The 14,479-nt window shown below is 43.8% G+C and carries 13 protein-coding genes; 5 read left to right on the top strand and 8 right to left on the bottom strand.

Annotation, left to right across the window (positions count from 1 at the left end; genetic code table 11):
- Window positions 1-198: 198 nt before the first annotated feature.
- Both IEV39_RS14470 and IEV39_RS14475 read left to right on the top strand, forming a co-directional pair.
- Window positions 199-1,896 (top strand): mechanosensitive ion channel, encoded by a 1,698-nt coding sequence (locus IEV39_RS14470; RefSeq protein WP_005283682.1) that lies wholly within the window; start codon window positions 199-201, stop codon window positions 1,894-1,896.
- Window positions 1,897-2,173: 277 nt separating this feature from the next.
- The gene (locus IEV39_RS14475; RefSeq protein WP_005228938.1) at window positions 2,174-2,353 is read left to right on the top strand and encodes a hypothetical protein; all 180 of its coding nucleotides are present in this window, start codon (window positions 2,174-2,176) and stop codon (window positions 2,351-2,353) included.
- 46 nt (window positions 2,354-2,399) lie between these two features.
- Here the strand turns inward: IEV39_RS14475 and IEV39_RS14480 are convergent, their stop codons facing one another.
- From IEV39_RS14480 to IEV39_RS14500, 5 genes are all read right to left on the bottom strand, one after another.
- Window positions 2,400-3,596 (bottom strand): BaiN/RdsA family NAD(P)/FAD-dependent oxidoreductase, encoded by a 1,197-nt coding sequence (locus IEV39_RS14480; RefSeq protein ID WP_005283685.1) that lies wholly within the window; start codon window positions 3,594-3,596, stop codon window positions 2,400-2,402.
- 55 nt (window positions 3,597-3,651) lie between these two features.
- Window positions 3,652-4,524 carry a 1-aminocyclopropane-1-carboxylate deaminase/D-cysteine desulfhydrase gene (locus tag IEV39_RS14485; protein WP_005283687.1) on the bottom strand — a complete coding sequence of 291 codons (873 nt, stop codon included), beginning with the start codon at window positions 4,522-4,524 and terminating at the stop codon, window positions 3,652-3,654.
- Between the two features lie 65 nt (window positions 4,525-4,589).
- Window positions 4,590-5,657, bottom strand: coding sequence for an HlyD family secretion protein (locus IEV39_RS14490; protein ID WP_228131918.1), 1,068 nt, complete (start codon window positions 5,655-5,657; stop codon window positions 4,590-4,592).
- A 125-nt stretch (window positions 5,658-5,782) separates the two neighbouring features.
- Window positions 5,783-7,429: an MFS transporter gene (locus tag IEV39_RS14495; protein WP_005283693.1), complete on the bottom strand. Its 1,647-nt coding sequence runs from the start codon at window positions 7,427-7,429 to the stop codon at window positions 5,783-5,785.
- A 13-nt stretch (window positions 7,430-7,442) separates the two neighbouring features.
- Window positions 7,443-7,991 carry a TetR/AcrR family transcriptional regulator gene (locus IEV39_RS14500; protein ID WP_005228943.1) on the bottom strand — a complete coding sequence of 183 codons (549 nt, stop codon included), beginning with the start codon at window positions 7,989-7,991 and terminating at the stop codon, window positions 7,443-7,445.
- Between the two features lie 184 nt (window positions 7,992-8,175).
- Here IEV39_RS14500 and IEV39_RS14505 point away from each other — a divergent pair, with 184 nt between their 5' ends.
- The 3 genes from IEV39_RS14505 (at window position 8,176) to IEV39_RS14515 (ending at window position 10,478) form a co-directional block, all read left to right on the top strand.
- Window positions 8,176-8,856, top strand: a complete 681-nt coding sequence (locus tag IEV39_RS14505; protein WP_005283696.1) for a DUF1345 domain-containing protein — start codon at window positions 8,176-8,178, stop codon at window positions 8,854-8,856.
- Between the two features lie 96 nt (window positions 8,857-8,952).
- Entirely contained in the window at window positions 8,953-9,714 is a 762-nt protein-coding gene (locus tag IEV39_RS14510) for a class I SAM-dependent methyltransferase (protein ID WP_005283699.1), read from the top strand.
- 140 nt (window positions 9,715-9,854) lie between these two features.
- On the top strand, window positions 9,855-10,478 hold the full coding sequence (locus IEV39_RS14515) for a LysE family translocator (protein ID WP_005228946.1): 624 nt from the start codon (window positions 9,855-9,857) through the stop codon (window positions 10,476-10,478).
- Window positions 10,479-10,538: 60 nt separating this feature from the next.
- Here IEV39_RS14515 and IEV39_RS14520 read toward each other — a convergent pair whose 3' ends face one another.
- The 3 genes from IEV39_RS14520 to metG all read right to left on the bottom strand — a co-directional run bounded on the left by IEV39_RS14520 (window position 10,539) and on the right by metG (window position 14,283).
- Window positions 10,539-11,516, bottom strand: a complete 978-nt coding sequence (locus tag IEV39_RS14520) for an MBL fold metallo-hydrolase (protein ID WP_005283702.1) — start codon at window positions 11,514-11,516, stop codon at window positions 10,539-10,541.
- 194 nt (window positions 11,517-11,710) lie between these two features.
- Complete coding sequence (locus IEV39_RS14525; protein ID WP_005283705.1) at window positions 11,711-12,154, bottom strand: hypothetical protein; 444 nt, start codon at window positions 12,152-12,154, stop codon at window positions 11,711-11,713.
- Window positions 12,155-12,225: 71 nt separating this feature from the next.
- Complete coding sequence (gene metG, locus IEV39_RS14530) at window positions 12,226-14,283, bottom strand: methionine--tRNA ligase (protein WP_005283708.1); 2,058 nt, start codon at window positions 14,281-14,283, stop codon at window positions 12,226-12,228.
- Window positions 14,284-14,479: the final 196 nt, after the last annotated feature.

Consider the following 14,479-nt stretch of genomic DNA (forward strand, 5'->3'; position numbering starts at 1 on the left):
TCAAAAAGCTCATTGGTGTGAATCAATGAGCTTTTTTGCAATATTTTGCGCACTTTTTGTTGTATTAGTGCTGCCATTTATTGATTGGAAAATAGACAAAAATTAAGGTGGAAGCATCCATAAATCATGTTCTTAGTTCATAGAGCAAGCATGGGTGGTTTAGACCAAAACTGAAAAACACAACATAAGGATAACAACATGAATGATTTTTTTAATGACCCCTCCAACCGTGGAGGATTTGACGCAATGTATTATTGGGATCAATTTCACCCTATTTTAGCTGCAATCGTGATTCTGCTGGTGGGCTGGATTATCGCCTTGCTGATTGCTGCCGGCGTGAAAAAATTACTGCAAAAACTTGATACCAATCATAAATTGTCGTCTGCAACTGGCCGTACCCCAAATATTGAGAATCTTATTTCCAAGCTGGTGTTCTGGTTTATCATGATTCTGGCGGTCGTGGGTGCATTAAATGTTTTAAATATTAGTGGTGTAAGTGATCCATTCAGCAATATGGTCGGGCGTATTCTGGCCTTTATCCCGAATCTGTTTGCTGCAGTTGCAGTCGGCTTTATCGGCTGGATCGTTGCCCGTCTGGTACGTGCAGGCTTGACCAATGTTCTGGCAAGAACCCAGCTGGATGAGAAACTTAGTGGCGAGGTGGGTGTCAGTTCACTGAGCAGCAATATTGCCGAAATTTTCTACTGGTTGGTTTTATTACTGTTCTTGCCGATTGTACTGTCAATTCTGGGTTTAACAGGTCTACTGATTCCTGTACAGAACATGGTCAATGAAGCAGTGGCTTATTTACCGAATCTGTTTATTACAGGTGTGATTATCTTTGTCGGATATATTCTTGCGAAGATTGTCCGTGGCATTGTGGAAGGTCTCAGTAATAGCTTCGGTTTACAGGCTCAGGCTGAAAAAGTCGGTCTATTTAAAAATTCAAATGTCTCGAAATTTTTAGGATCGTTTGTTTTTGCGGTCATTATTATTACCACTTTAATTGTGGCATTTGAAGCATTGGGTATTGAGGCGATTTCGCAACCGGCAACCTCGATGCTGAATGAAATCATGCATGCAATTCCACAAATTATTGCAGCAGGCCTGATTCTAATCGTGGCTTATATCGTTTCACGTTTTGTTGGACGCTTGGTGGCTGAACTGATTTCAGGTGCAGGCGTTGATGAAATCCCGGCGAAACTCGATCTACAGCGTTTTCTAGGTCAAACACGTGTTTCTGACATTGTCGGTTATCTGATCGTTTTCTTCACCATGCTGTTTGCGGTGTCAGAAGCGGCGGACCGTTTGGGTCTGGAACAGGTGAGTGTGCTGATTGCCATGTTCATCCAGTTCGGTGCAAGTATCCTGCTGGGTGCGGTAATTCTGGTGATTGGCTTCTGGCTGGCGAATGTGGTTGCCAATGTGGTTCAGCGCGGCGAATATAATAGTTCACGCTGGTTAGGTAATCTGGTCCGTGTCTTAATTATGGGCCTTGTGATTGCGATGGGCTTAAGAGCAATGGGTATTGCCGATTCTATCGTCAATCTTGCATTTGGTTTAACCCTGGGTGCAGTTGCTGTCGCATTTGCTCTGGCGTTCGGTTTAGGTGGTCGCCAGCCAGCAGAGCGTCTGTTAAGTGATTTATTAGACAAGGCAAAAACAGAAGGGAAGCAACCGAACCCATTGCACAAAGATGATGCTGGATCAAACAATGTTATGACTCCAACGCCAGTGTCTCCAGTTAATCCTGTGAGTCCAACACCTGCTTCATCAACGAATCCTGTGAGTCCGACACCTACCTCACCAACGAATCCAGTGAGCCCAACACCAGTGTCACCAAATACTCCAGATAACTCAACTCCACCGACTCCACCATATTCGGATGAGTCGTAAAAAATAATCTTTGATTTTTTTTAGCAATTCGACCACTCTAAGCAGGGTGGTCGTTTTGTTTTTTATGAGTAGGAAGGCCTTTGGTTATAACCAGATCAGCAATATTAAGACATAAGCTTCTTAATATCGCCGAACGGGAAATGACCTAAATCCTGAGTGATGTCGAAAGTATGGATGGGGCATTTGAGGTGGTCGAAGTAAAATTTGGCCTAAAAAGCAATTCATTTATAGAGCAAGTCGCCCTAGTCTCTCAATAAAAAGTCGATAGGAGAACAGAATGAAGAGGCCAAATCGTGTATTTGCACCAGTTATTATTGCAGGTATTACTGTCGGTTTTTTGGCGAGTGCCTACAAATTTGTGGTGGCGAAATCAAGCCCAAGCAAAGACAAGTCAATGCAAAAAACACAGAAAATGCCTTCGTCAGAAGCCGCTAATTCTTCAGATGAACAACATTAAGTATGGTTTCATCTGAAAAAGCAGGTGGTTTGCGTCAAAACCCTATTTAAACGAATTGGGCTGCTGCCTGTGCAGATGACCATGCCCACTGGAAGTTATAACCGCCCAAGTGTCCGGTCACATCCAGTACTTCGCCAATAAAATAGAGACCTTTTTGTTTTTTACTTTCCATGGTTTTGGATGAAACTTCGCTGGTGTCGACACCACCAAGCGTTACCTCTGCGGTGCGATAACCTTCGGTTCCAGAAGGTTTAACCGAGAAGGCATGGAGTTGTGCTGCAATCTGTTCCAGTTGCAGGTCGCTGATATTGCCAATCGCAGTTTCACTTTGCTCTGCCCAGATCAATTGCTGCAATTCAAGTACGATACTTTTGGCGGTAAATTCACTAAGTAGGGTCCGTAGCAGCACCTTCGGTTGAGATTTTTTCTTGTCCTTGAAAAATTCAGCAAAGTCCTGACTTGGGAAGAAATCAATTTTAAAGCTTTCACCGACATGCCAGTAGTTGGAAAGTTGCAAGGAACTTGGGCCGCTAAGTCCGCGATGGGTAAACAGTAAGGCTTCGGTGAATTGATGACGTTCATTCATTAGCGTTGCATCCAGCGCATTACCACTTAGACGTGTCGTTACTTCTTTAAACTGGTCAGAAAAGGTAAACGGAACCAGACCTGCACGGGTCGGGTAAACATGATGCCCGAACTGCTGTGCCAGCTCATAGCCAAAGCCTGAACCGCCTAAAGTTGGGATAGACAAGCCGCCTGTGGCAACCACTAGCGATTCACACTGATAAGTCCCTTGACTGGTTTCAATGCTAAAACCAGACACTGCTTGAGCCTTGACTTGCAGGACTTCGCAATGTGTCTGAATCTGTACACGCTTGGCTTTCGCACATTCTGCCAGTAACAGTTCCAGGATTTCTTTTGATCCTTTCAAGGTAAACAGCTGACCGTGTTTGCGTTCTTCATATTCAATCCCGTATTCGCATACCAGACCAATAAAATCCCAGTTGGTATAACGGGTCAGGGCAGAAATGACGAAATGCGGATTTTCAGAAAGATAGTTCGCAGGTTCGACCTCCAGATTGGTAAAGTTGCATTTACCGCCACCAGACATCAAAATCTTCTTACCGACTTTATTGGCTTTTTCCAGCACAGCAACCGAGCGCCCACGTTTGCCTGCTTCTGCAGCCAACATCAAGCCTGATGCACCTGCACCTAAAACAACAACATCAACTTGATGAATCATGGGAGAAATACTCAAGAGCGGAAAAGCGGGCAATTATAAAAGATTTATGCAGCTTTTAGTATGTTTTCAACTTTCCTTGTAACCCCCCTGTGTGAATCGCCAGAATACGGGTATGTTCTGGGAAATGCTGCCTTTGAATCAGGTCAAACAGACCCATCATCATTTTGGCGGTATAGACCTGTTCCAAAGGAATTCGGTATTGCTGTTCAAACTGTTGCATAAAGTGCAGGAGTGCTGGACTGGTTTTGGCATAGCCACCACAACTATAGGCATCAGTTAAAGACCAGTTCTGTTTATTGGTCCATTGTTGAATGTCTTGTTTCAGAAAATCCCCTTTTAAGGCAGAAAAGCCCAGCACATGCTGTCGATCGGAACTGCTTTCGATCAGCCCGGCAATGGTTCCACCGGTGCCGACTGCACAGCAAATCACATCATAATTTTCGCGGTCATCTTCAGTTAAGATTTCCTGTGTTCCTTGTAGCGCCAGTGCATTGCTGCCTCCTTCAGGAATAATCAATGCTTGCGGATAGCGCTGTTGTAATTGATGTAAATACGCGGCTTCATGGCGCAGCCGATATTCGGCCCGACTCACAAAATGCAGATGCATACCCAAATCTTGTGCGGTTTGTAAGGTAGGGTTTAAGGCTTGCGAAGCCAACTCTTCACCCCGAATCATGCCAATACTTTGCAAACCGAAGTGCTGGGCAGCATAAGCGGTTGCTGCAATGTGGTTGGAGAATGCACCGCCAAAGGTCAGTACTTGTGTCAAACCTTGTTGCCGTGCGGCAAGCAGGTTGTATTTGAGCTTAAAAAACTTATTGCCTGAAATGTAGGGATGAATCTGGTCCAGACGCTTAATGGTCAGTTGGACCGTACCGGGAAGCACTAATGTTTGATAGGGAGTGGGGAAAGCGATGTGATCAAACATTTTCGAACAAGAGAAATAAATTTGACCACATTGTAAATGGATTTGATTGAGAATGTCAGTATCGTTTAGGAACTGGTATCTACCGAAGTAATCACCGACATCCCGGGACGTAAATTTTCTATGCCTTGCTGATTCGGATCTACGGTGATCCGCACCGCAATACGTTGTACCACCTTGGTGAAATTACCTGTCGCATTGTCAGGCTTCAACACACTGAATTCTGAGCCAGCTGCAGGCGAGATCTGTTCGACTTGCCCAGTAAACTTCTGATGATTCAGGGCGTCTACCGTGAAAGAGGCTTTTTGACCAATTTTCATATTGGCAATTTGGGTTTCTTTAAAGTTGGCAATCACCCAGGTTTGTTGCGGAATTAAATACAGCAATTGTGTACCCGCAGCAACGTACTGGCCCACGCGAGGATTGACTTCGCCGAGTTGACCATCCAGCGGTGCCACAATGGTACTGTAATCCTTGGTGGTATTGGCCTGATCCAATTGTGCCTGTGCACTATTGACCTGAGCCTTTAAGCCGGCTTGGGCCACTTGCGCTGTTTTTAAGGCTTCTTGCGCGACCTGAATGTTGGCTTGGGCCTGTTTCAGCAAGGCAAGGTTATTTTGTGCATCGGCTGCTGCTTTATCCTGCTCTGATTTTGATGCCGCACCACTATCGCCAAGTTGTTGGTAGCGTTTGAGTTGCGCAACGGATAAATCGTATTGTGCCTTGACCTGATCCATTTTGGCCTGCGCCGCAACCACATCGGCCTGACGCTGGGCAATGGCCTGCGTCTGGTTGGCCAGGCTATTTTGCGCCTGCTCTACACCAGAGACAGCTTGAGTCACTTTCTGGTCATAGGTGGTTGCATCAATATGCATGAGTACCTGACCCTGTTTGACATGATCAAAGTCCTTGACCAGCACATCCTTGATGTAACCATTAATCTGTGAGGAAAGAATGGTGGTTTTACCTTTCACATAGCTGTTGTCGGTCTGTTCAATCGCCGTGTGAAATGGCCCGATTCGCCATGCCCATAAAATAATCGTGATCCCGACAATAAGCACCAGCAGCATCCACCATAAGGTTGAACGCTTGGTCTTGATCAGCTTACTGGTTGGCGGTGGAGGAGGCGGTGGCATTTGAGCTACCGCTTCTGGCGCCTTTTCAGCTGGAACCGTCTGGTTTTGCCCGTTGTTCTGAGCATTGGTGTTTTCTGGTTTATCTTGTTCAGACATAATGTTTTCTCAATCAAATACCATCAGGGTTAACTGGCTGCTTGCAGATTTTTTCGGGTCATGTACTTGTTACGCACATATTTAAATAAGCCCCATAGCAGTAAAACCACAGCAAAAATGCCATTTAAGACAATCACATCGTTATAGGCGCGAACCTGTGCTTCGCGGGTTACCACTTTGTTCAGGTTTTGCAAGGCCTGATTATTTTGCATGACCGGATCATTGGTACTCGCCATGGCACTGCGCTGATAAGCCTGTAGGCGTTGGGCCACCAATGGGTCGGTCGGGTCAAGATTGCTGTTGATCTCGACTTTATAATCATAGGTATGGTGTTGCTGGTAGGTATTAAAAAATGATGAACCGACCAGACCACCAAAGTTTTGCGTCGCTGAGAACAGGACAATAAAGGTCACCACATATTGCGGCCCACGTTGCAAGGTCCGCATAAAGCCCATCAGCAGCAGTGGCCCAATAAAGACGCCACCGGCAAAGCTCACTAAAAACTGACTACGATAGAAATTGGCCGGGCGTACATCACTGGTCAGGTGATAATCCAGTGCACAGGCAATCAGAATCAGGATTTCAGCAAGGAATAAATTTAAAATTAATCGTTCACGGTGGAAGGTCAGGGCACTAAAAACCGAACCAGCAATGGTTCCGCAAAAGATCACCACATATAACGGCACGAACTGGTCTGGCCCCATGCCCATGGTCTTCAGGAAATTCACGGCCGCATAACTTTGCTCTGACATCAGCAGGCGTAATGCAAAAGCACTGACCACAAAACTGAGTAAATCACCCGCCGCCAGCCAACGGGTCATGATTAGAGGATTGGTCCGGTAATGTTCGTAGGTGAGACCCAACACAATCAGACAGAAGCCAACGATCAAGGTATAAGCCAGCCACGGACTATCGAACCACCATAGAATTGGTCCTTGGGTGAGCACGATACACAGACAGGCAAAGCCGGGTGCCAACAGGGCAAAGGTAAAGAAGTCCTGCTTCTCAAACACTTCCAGACGCAAGCTGCGTGGCAATTTGAGCGATACCACCATGGCAAAACAGCAAATGGCTAGACCCAGCTCAAAGGTATAAATCACATCCCACTGGTTTGCACTGAGGAGGAACGGTGAAATAATCCAGGCCAATGGCAATCCCAATTGCTGAAAGCCAAAAGCCAGATAAATGCCTTTGGCCATATCGGCCTTGCCAAAGGCCTGCATGGTGTAATACATGCCGAGCGAGCTGAGGGGAGCTGCGGCCAGACCCGCAATGAAACGGACAAAGAGCGCCATTTCATAGGTTTTGACAAAGATGTGCAGAATCAGTACGCCAATAAAAACCAGTAACCCGATTTCTGAAAACAGGCGCAGGCCATATTGCTGACGGGCCTTAAACAGGATCAGGTTTGAACTGACATTAGCCATGACATAGGCCGCAGGGAGCCAGGCCGCTTGTGAAGCGGTTAATCCATATTCCCCCTGAAAAATCGGTAAATTGGCAACAATAAAGCCATTACTGAGACTGGCAGCAATACAGATCAGCAGGCCAATAACAAAGTAGGCGAAACGTTTCGGGCGAGCATGTGCAATTGCTGCAGGCGAGCCCGGTAAGGTTGGACGCTCGTCTGCAGACCAATCCGGAGGAGTCTCTAGATAGCGAGGGTTTTTATCCATATTCTTCCTCGAACTACACTTTAATGCCGTTTAATAATAATTCTATTGCACGTTTCGCCAGCCGTAGCTGGTCGCTCGCCTGATGTCCCTGAAAGGAGGACCCCAAAATCGCGGTGATCATACCAAAATCTTGAGGGGTAAGATCAGCACGACATAACTGGTGTTGGATCGCCTGATCAATCAGCGGTTGTAATGCTTTATCGCGTCGTTCATAAATGTTTAGCATGATTGGGTCTTGGCGATCAATGATGCGCCAGTAATCAATCAGCACCACCAGCTGTGGAATCTGTTCGATATGACCTTCGATTAAACGGATAAAGCCATCATTAAAGACCCGTAATTCTTTGGCCTTCTGCTCCAGACGCGTGATAGCCCGTTCCAGCAAAGCTGCAATCAAGGCCTTACGATCAGCAAAATTACGATAAAAAGTTGCCCGTCCCACACCGGCATGATCAATGATGGCCTGTAAAGGCACATGAACCCCTTGCTTGCGGAAAATTTCCTCTGCGGCGTTGAGGAGTTCATCACGATTGTGAGCCGCCAATTGCTGACGTTTTGCCATGACCAAGACTCGTGGAAGATATAATGTGAATTAAACGGACATTTTTGTCCGAAGTAAATATGTAGCGAAAATTTATTTTGTTTATTTTCGGTAAAATCCATCGTAGAAGATATTTTTCCAAGTGCATACAGTGTTAAAAAATAAAGTGAAATGAATCATGAATAAAAATACAATCAGGTGAAGCATGCAAGGATTTGTACAGGGTTTTGCGAGAGGGATAAAACATCGTCCCTACCTGTCCGCAACTTTTAGTCTGGGGTTGCTGATCTATGCGGCATTGCACTTTTTTACCGACTGGAAATGGGCCACCTGTTTACAGTTAGGCTGGAATATTGCTATTTGGCTGTATTTGTTTCTGACCCTGAAAATGATGTGGCATCTAGATGCAACACACATTTTAAAACGTGCCCGGCAACAGGATGAAGGCAAGTGGGTGATTCTCACGGTGGTATTGATTGCGATTGTGGTCTGTTTTATTTCAATTGTGGTACAGCTCAGTCATGTGCCGAAAGATTTTCCTATTTTAAAAAGCGCACTGATTCTACTGACCATCGGCACGATATTTTCAACCTGGTTATTACTGCATACTTTATTTGCGATTCACTATGCCCATGACTATTATCTGGCCAAAAGCCGTCATGAAGAAGCAGGACTGGACTTTCCTAAAACAGATCAACCCGACTATCTGGATTTTATTTATTTCAGCTACATCATTGGTACCTCGGCTCAGACAGCAGATGTGTCGATTACCAGTTCCGCACTCAGACACTTAAATATTTTTCATTGTGTACTGGCCTTTATCTTTAATACCGTGATTCTGGCGGTCGCGATCAATGTCGCGGCAAGTTTAATCGGATTAAATTAATAACTTATTTTTATCAATAAGATTAAAATTGATCATTTTTATTTTTGATTGTAGCTGTCTATTGTAAAGAGAATCAGACACAGCAAGGATAAGAATATGAGCACCCAGCATCAAGTCAATCAACAGCAATATCAGAATAAATCTCAGGCCTATTTAACCAGTAGCGTGCATGCGCAGGGGATTGAATTTCAGAAAATGCAGCAGTTGATTCAGGCGCATCAATTTAAAACAGTACTGGATTTGGGCTGTGGCGGTGGGCATGTCAGTTATCAAGTTGCACCTTTCGTAGAGCAGGTGACTGCCTATGACTTAACGCCATCGATGGTCGAACTGGTGGCTCAGCAGGCCCAGCAAAAGGGCTTTGATCATGTCATGGCCGTACAAGGGGCTGCTGAGGCTTTGCCTTTTGCCGATCAAAGTTTTGATTGCGTCATTAGCCGTTATTCAGCGCATCACTGGCAGAACGTGGTACAGGCGATGGCGGAAATTCACCGTGTATTGGCGCCACAAGGCAAGGTGATTATGGTGGATATTTTAGGGCACTCGAATCCCGTCATGGATACCTTCTTCCAGACCATGGAAAGCATTCGCGATCCGAGTCATGTACGTAATTATAGTTTGGGAGAATGGGCACATTTTGCCGAATATGCGGGTTTCACCGTAGAAACTGTTGAAAAACAACATTTAGATTTGGAATTACAGAGCTGGACGGAACGGATGCAAACGCCTGAATATGCAGTCCAGACCATACGGCATTTACAACACAAAGTTTCCGATCAGACACGCCAATATTATCAGATTCAGGCCGATGGCTCATTTCGTAGTGAAGTGATGTATCTGGTTTTGAGTCGGGCTTAAGTTTTATATAAAAGGTATAGGCTCAAAAATATTGTATTCAAGCGTGAAAAATAAGAGGGCAACTCAAAATTTATCTATCACCTTGATCCCGTTTTTAAGTAAAATCATTGCTTGAAAATTATTCTAATCTAGAGGTTATCTTGGAATCGTTATTGATTTTAGGCTCAATTGCGTTGGCCTTAATGTTAGGGGCGATTAGCCCGGGCCCTACATTTATTTATGTGGCGAAGAATTCAATTGCGATTTCACGTAAACATGGCCTATTTACCGCTTTAGGTACAGGCACGGGTGCAGCCTTGTTTGGTTTGCTGGCAGTCATGGGCTTACAGGCAATTTTATTGGCAGTGCCTTCTGCGTATATCGCTTTAAAAGTATTCGGCGGCCTGTATTTGCTTTGGCTGGCCTATAAAATTATCAAGCATGCCAAAGAGCCAATGGAAGCAGTCAATGGTACTGTGAATCAGATGAGCTATGCACAAGCCTTTCGTTTAGGGCTGATTACCCAGCTCAGTAATCCGAAAATTGCCATTATCTTGGCCAGTATTTTCACGGCCTTATTACCGAAAGATATCCCAAGTTACTACTATGTGGTGTTACCGATGTTGTGCTTCTTTATTGACGCAGGTTGGTATTCGCTGGTGGCGGTTGCCTTGTCAGCAGAAGGGCCACGCAAAGTCTATTTAAAATCCAAATCCGTGTTTGACCGTATCGCAGGTGGCGTGATGACGCTGTTGGGATTAAAACTGATTTTTGGCATGAAATAATGCCATAGAAAAAGCGACCACGAAGGTCGCTTTTTATTGCCTAAAATCAGCGTATTCAGCTTAATCTTTAAAATGTATAGGCATCCATTGATAGCTCTTACCATCTGCTGAATAAATATGCCCAATCCCCGGGAAAGGTAAATGTGGTGCGGCAATGGTTTGTCCATTCTTGGCGAAATCAGCAAACTGTTTTAAACGGGTCGCCACTGCTTTTTTCGGATCAATATCGTATTCAATCGCAGTTTTAGGTTGATCAAATTGCACGGTATGTGAATGCACAATATCGCCAATAAAGACCACGCTTTCGCCTTTGCTTCTAAGTTCATAACTAAAGTGGCCTGGAGTATGTCCCGCCGTGTTAATGACTTTAAAACCCTGAATGTCATCACCAAGTTTATAAGTTTTAAAGCGTTGTTTGGCTTGGTAAGGTGCAATCGCCTGTTTAATTTGCTTCACCGTTGCTTCATAGCCCGCTTGTTTGTCTTTTGGAAGCTTGGCTGCTTGTTTGGGATCTAACCAGTAATTGGCTTCATCATTCGAGACATACACGGTTGCATTGGGAAAATTGGCAACGCCATCTTTACTGATGCCACAGACATGATCAGGGTGTAAATGGGTGAGTAAAATGGTATCGACCTGTTCTGGCTTGTAACCTGAAGCGATTAGATTTTTTAGGATAGAACCTAAATGTGGACCAAAACAACTGGCTGCGCCGCTATCGACGAGTACCAGCGATTTTCCTGTATTGACGAGGAAAGCATTGATGGAGGTTTGCACTCCTTTGTCTTGGTCTGCATAGTACTTTTTCAGAATCTGTTGTACTTGTTGCGGTGAAATATCTTTAAACAGGCTTGGTGACATAAAGTTAGTGCCATCGAGCAGGGCAGTGATTTGCACATCACCCACTTGGTGTTGATAGAAGCCTGCTACCTGTTTTTGTTGTTCAATGATCGGCAGGGTTTTGCTTGTTTCTGCATGGCTCAGTAAAGGGATGCTGTTCAAGAATGAGATAGAAAGAAGTAGGGCTGTTTTTTTCATTTATAGATATTCTCAAGTTTAGTTGAATTGTCTACTTTTTAGCACGGATATCTATTCTTTAAAAGGGAATAATCATTATCGAAGAAATACTATAATCTCCGATTGCTTTATTGTTTGTAGTTACGCTTGGGTTGGAAGAAAGGTACAGCCTGTATCTAGTTTGAGAGAATTTATTTGATTAAAAGTATTAACTATTATTTTGATTTTTTCCATTCAATAACGGCACAAATAGTCGTAATTGGCAGGATTAAAACAAATTGTAGATATAAAAAAGTCAGCAACCATTCGTGAGAAAATTGTGAAAGTAGCAATAAAAGAGGTGCCCATAATAAACTGGTAAAACAACCGTAAGCGATGGCTTGGTACAGATTTGCATTTACTAACTTATCTTTGAATAGATGTAAAAATAACTCACCTGTAATATAGGCAGGAATGTAGCCAACAACATATCCGACTGCGATCGCAATTAACATTAAGCAAAGCATAGGAATAACTATACTGGGTGTGATTAGACTTTGTAAAAAACGGATTGGATGGTCTAGATAAATCAAGATATGGAAACTGATTACAATGATAAATGTTCCAATAGTTGAACCATAACGTGTAAATGTGGTTGTTTCTGAGTTGTTTTTATTCATTTTGAGCTTTATTTGATTTATTTAAAAATAATATAAAAAGGCTTCCGAAGAAGCCCTTGATACTTTATGGATTAAGACACTTTATCGCCTGGTTTAGCGCCAGTTTCAGGTGAAATCACCCAAACACCTTCGCCATTACCAGCGGCAAGTACCATACCATTTGAGATACCAAAACGCATTTTACGCGGTGCGAGGTTAGCCACCATCACCACCAATTTGTCTTTTAGGTCTTCTGGCTGATAAAACTCACGAATACCGCTAAACACATTACGCGGTTCAGCTTCACCTACATCTAAAGTCAATTGCAGCAATTTATCAGAACCTTCAACAGTCGCAGCTTCCAATACTCTTGCCACACGAAGGTCAACCTTCATAAAGTCTTCAATACCAATGATGTCAGCTTCACCTACTTTAGGCTCAGGCTTCTTCTCGGCTTTCTTTTCTTTTTTCTTCTCAGCTTTTGGCGCTTCTGCCGCCGCAGCTAAAGAATCTTTAGATGCATCCACCATTGCAGCCACAGCTTTGGCATCAACACGTTGCATCAATGGTTGGAATTGAGCAATTTCGTGACCAAGCAAAATCTGCTGACGTGATGCAAAGTCAAAGCTTTCAAGTTGTAAGAAGGCTTGAACCTGTGCAGCAAGTGTTGGTAAGACTGGCGCCAAGTAAATCGCAAGTTGACGGAATAGGTTAATACCCACCGAACATACATCATGAACTTGTTGTTCCTGACCTTCTTGCTTGGCAAGTGCCCACGGTTTTTTCTCATCGATGTACTGATTTGCACGGTCAGCCAAAGCCATGATTTCACGGATTGCAGCTGAGAATTCACGTGCTTCATAGGCTTGCGCAATTGAATCGCCTGCATCAATAAAGCTTTGCACCAGTTCAGACTCTGTACATGTATCTGACAAAGTATTGTTGAAGTTGGTGTTAATGAATTTTGCACAACGGCTGGCAATATTCACCACTTTACCGACAAGGTCAGAATTCACTTTCTGAACGAAGTCATCCAAGTTTAAATCTGAATCTTCAACTTTGTCAGAAAGTTTAGATGCAAAGTAGTAACGTAAATATTCAGGATTTAAATGTTCTAAATAGGTTTCAGCTTTGATGAAGGTACCGCGAGATTTCGACATCTTCTGACCATTCACGGTCAAGAAACCATTTACGAATAAACCTGATGGGGTACGGTAGTTCGCACCTTCAAGCATTGCAGGCCAGAACAGCGCATGGAAGTAAACAATGTCTTTACCGATGAAGTGATAAACTTCTTTATCGCTGTCTTTTCTCCAGAAATCATCAAAGCTTAAATCTGGACGTTTGGTTTTGATGTAGTTTTCAAAACTTGACATATAGCCAATTGGTGCATCAACCCAAACGTAGAAATATTTGTTTGGCGCATCTGGAATTTCAAAACCGAAATAAGGCGCATCACGCGAAATATCCCAATCCGATAAACCTGCTTCAAACCATTCGTCTAATTTATTGGCAATTGAAACTGGCAGACGACCTTGATCACGCGTCCATTTCTGTAAGTATTCTGAGAAATTCGGAAGTTTAAAGAAATAATGATCCGATGATTTCTCAATCGGAGTTGCACCGCTCAAGGTTGAGCGAGGATTTTCTAATTCGATTGCATTATACGTTGTACCGCACACTTCACAGGCATCGCCGTATTGATCTTCCGCTTTACATTTCGGGCATGTGCCTTTAATGAAACGGTCAGACAGGAACATGCCTTTTTCAGGATCGAATAACTGGGTAACCGGACGAATTGCAATATTGCCTGCTTCACGGTTTTTAATATAAATCTCTTCTGAACGCGCTTTGTTTTCATCACTGTTGGTTGAATCATAGTGATCGAAATGTACGCCAAAACCATCAAAGTCACGGATATGTTCTTTCTGAACATTGGCAATTTGCTGTTCCGGGCTAATGCCATTGGCTTCAGCACGCAGCATGATCGCGGTACCGTGAGCATCATCCGCACATACATAAGTCACATCATGGCCCATTGCACGCATCGCACGAACCCAAATATCTGCTTGGATATAACCGAGTAAGTGACCCATATGGATAGGACCATTGGCATAAGGTAGGGCATTGGTGACTAAAATTTTACGCACGGATATTGTTCTCTCATTCGTATTTGCAAGGCAGATGATTTTACATGACTTGACCCCGACTTGCACAAGGGATTCAGTGAAATCTTTTCAAGCTAGGTTCGGAGGCAATTTTGACGGCTTTATACAGACTTCATTTGCTCTAGAATTAACAATATTACTTCTGGATGGACTTTATTTTTCATCATCTATGATCTTG

This window comes from Acinetobacter courvalinii (genome assembly GCF_014635545.1).
Taxonomy (GTDB): domain Bacteria; phylum Pseudomonadota; class Gammaproteobacteria; order Pseudomonadales; family Moraxellaceae; genus Acinetobacter; species Acinetobacter courvalinii.

Excerpts from the sequence above, each read along its gene's own strand:
- IEV39_RS14470 (WP_005283682.1), top strand. The coding sequence starts at position 199 with ATGAATGATTTTTTTAATGACCCCTCCAACCGTGGAGGATTTGACGCA.
- IEV39_RS14475 (WP_005228938.1), top strand. The coding sequence starts at position 2,174 with ATGAAGAGGCCAAATCGTGTATTTGCACCAGTTATTATTGCAGGTATT.
- IEV39_RS14480 (WP_005283685.1), bottom strand. The coding sequence starts at position 3,596 with ATGATTCATCAAGTTGATGTTGTTGTTTTAGGTGCAGGTGCATCAGGC.
- IEV39_RS14485 (WP_005283687.1), bottom strand. The coding sequence starts at position 4,524 with ATGTTTGATCACATCGCTTTCCCCACTCCCTATCAAACATTAGTGCTT.
- IEV39_RS14490 (WP_228131918.1), bottom strand. The coding sequence starts at position 5,657 with ATGCCACCGCCTCCTCCACCGCCAACCAGTAAGCTGATCAAGACCAAG.
- IEV39_RS14495 (WP_005283693.1), bottom strand. The coding sequence starts at position 7,429 with ATGGATAAAAACCCTCGCTATCTAGAGACTCCTCCGGATTGGTCTGCA.
- IEV39_RS14500 (WP_005228943.1), bottom strand. The coding sequence starts at position 7,991 with ATGGCAAAACGTCAGCAATTGGCGGCTCACAATCGTGATGAACTCCTC.
- IEV39_RS14505 (WP_005283696.1), top strand. The coding sequence starts at position 8,176 with ATGCAAGGATTTGTACAGGGTTTTGCGAGAGGGATAAAACATCGTCCC.
- IEV39_RS14510 (WP_005283699.1), top strand. The coding sequence starts at position 8,953 with ATGAGCACCCAGCATCAAGTCAATCAACAGCAATATCAGAATAAATCT.
- IEV39_RS14520 (WP_005283702.1), bottom strand. The coding sequence starts at position 11,516 with ATGAAAAAAACAGCCCTACTTCTTTCTATCTCATTCTTGAACAGCATC.
- IEV39_RS14525 (WP_005283705.1), bottom strand. The coding sequence starts at position 12,154 with ATGAATAAAAACAACTCAGAAACAACCACATTTACACGTTATGGTTCA.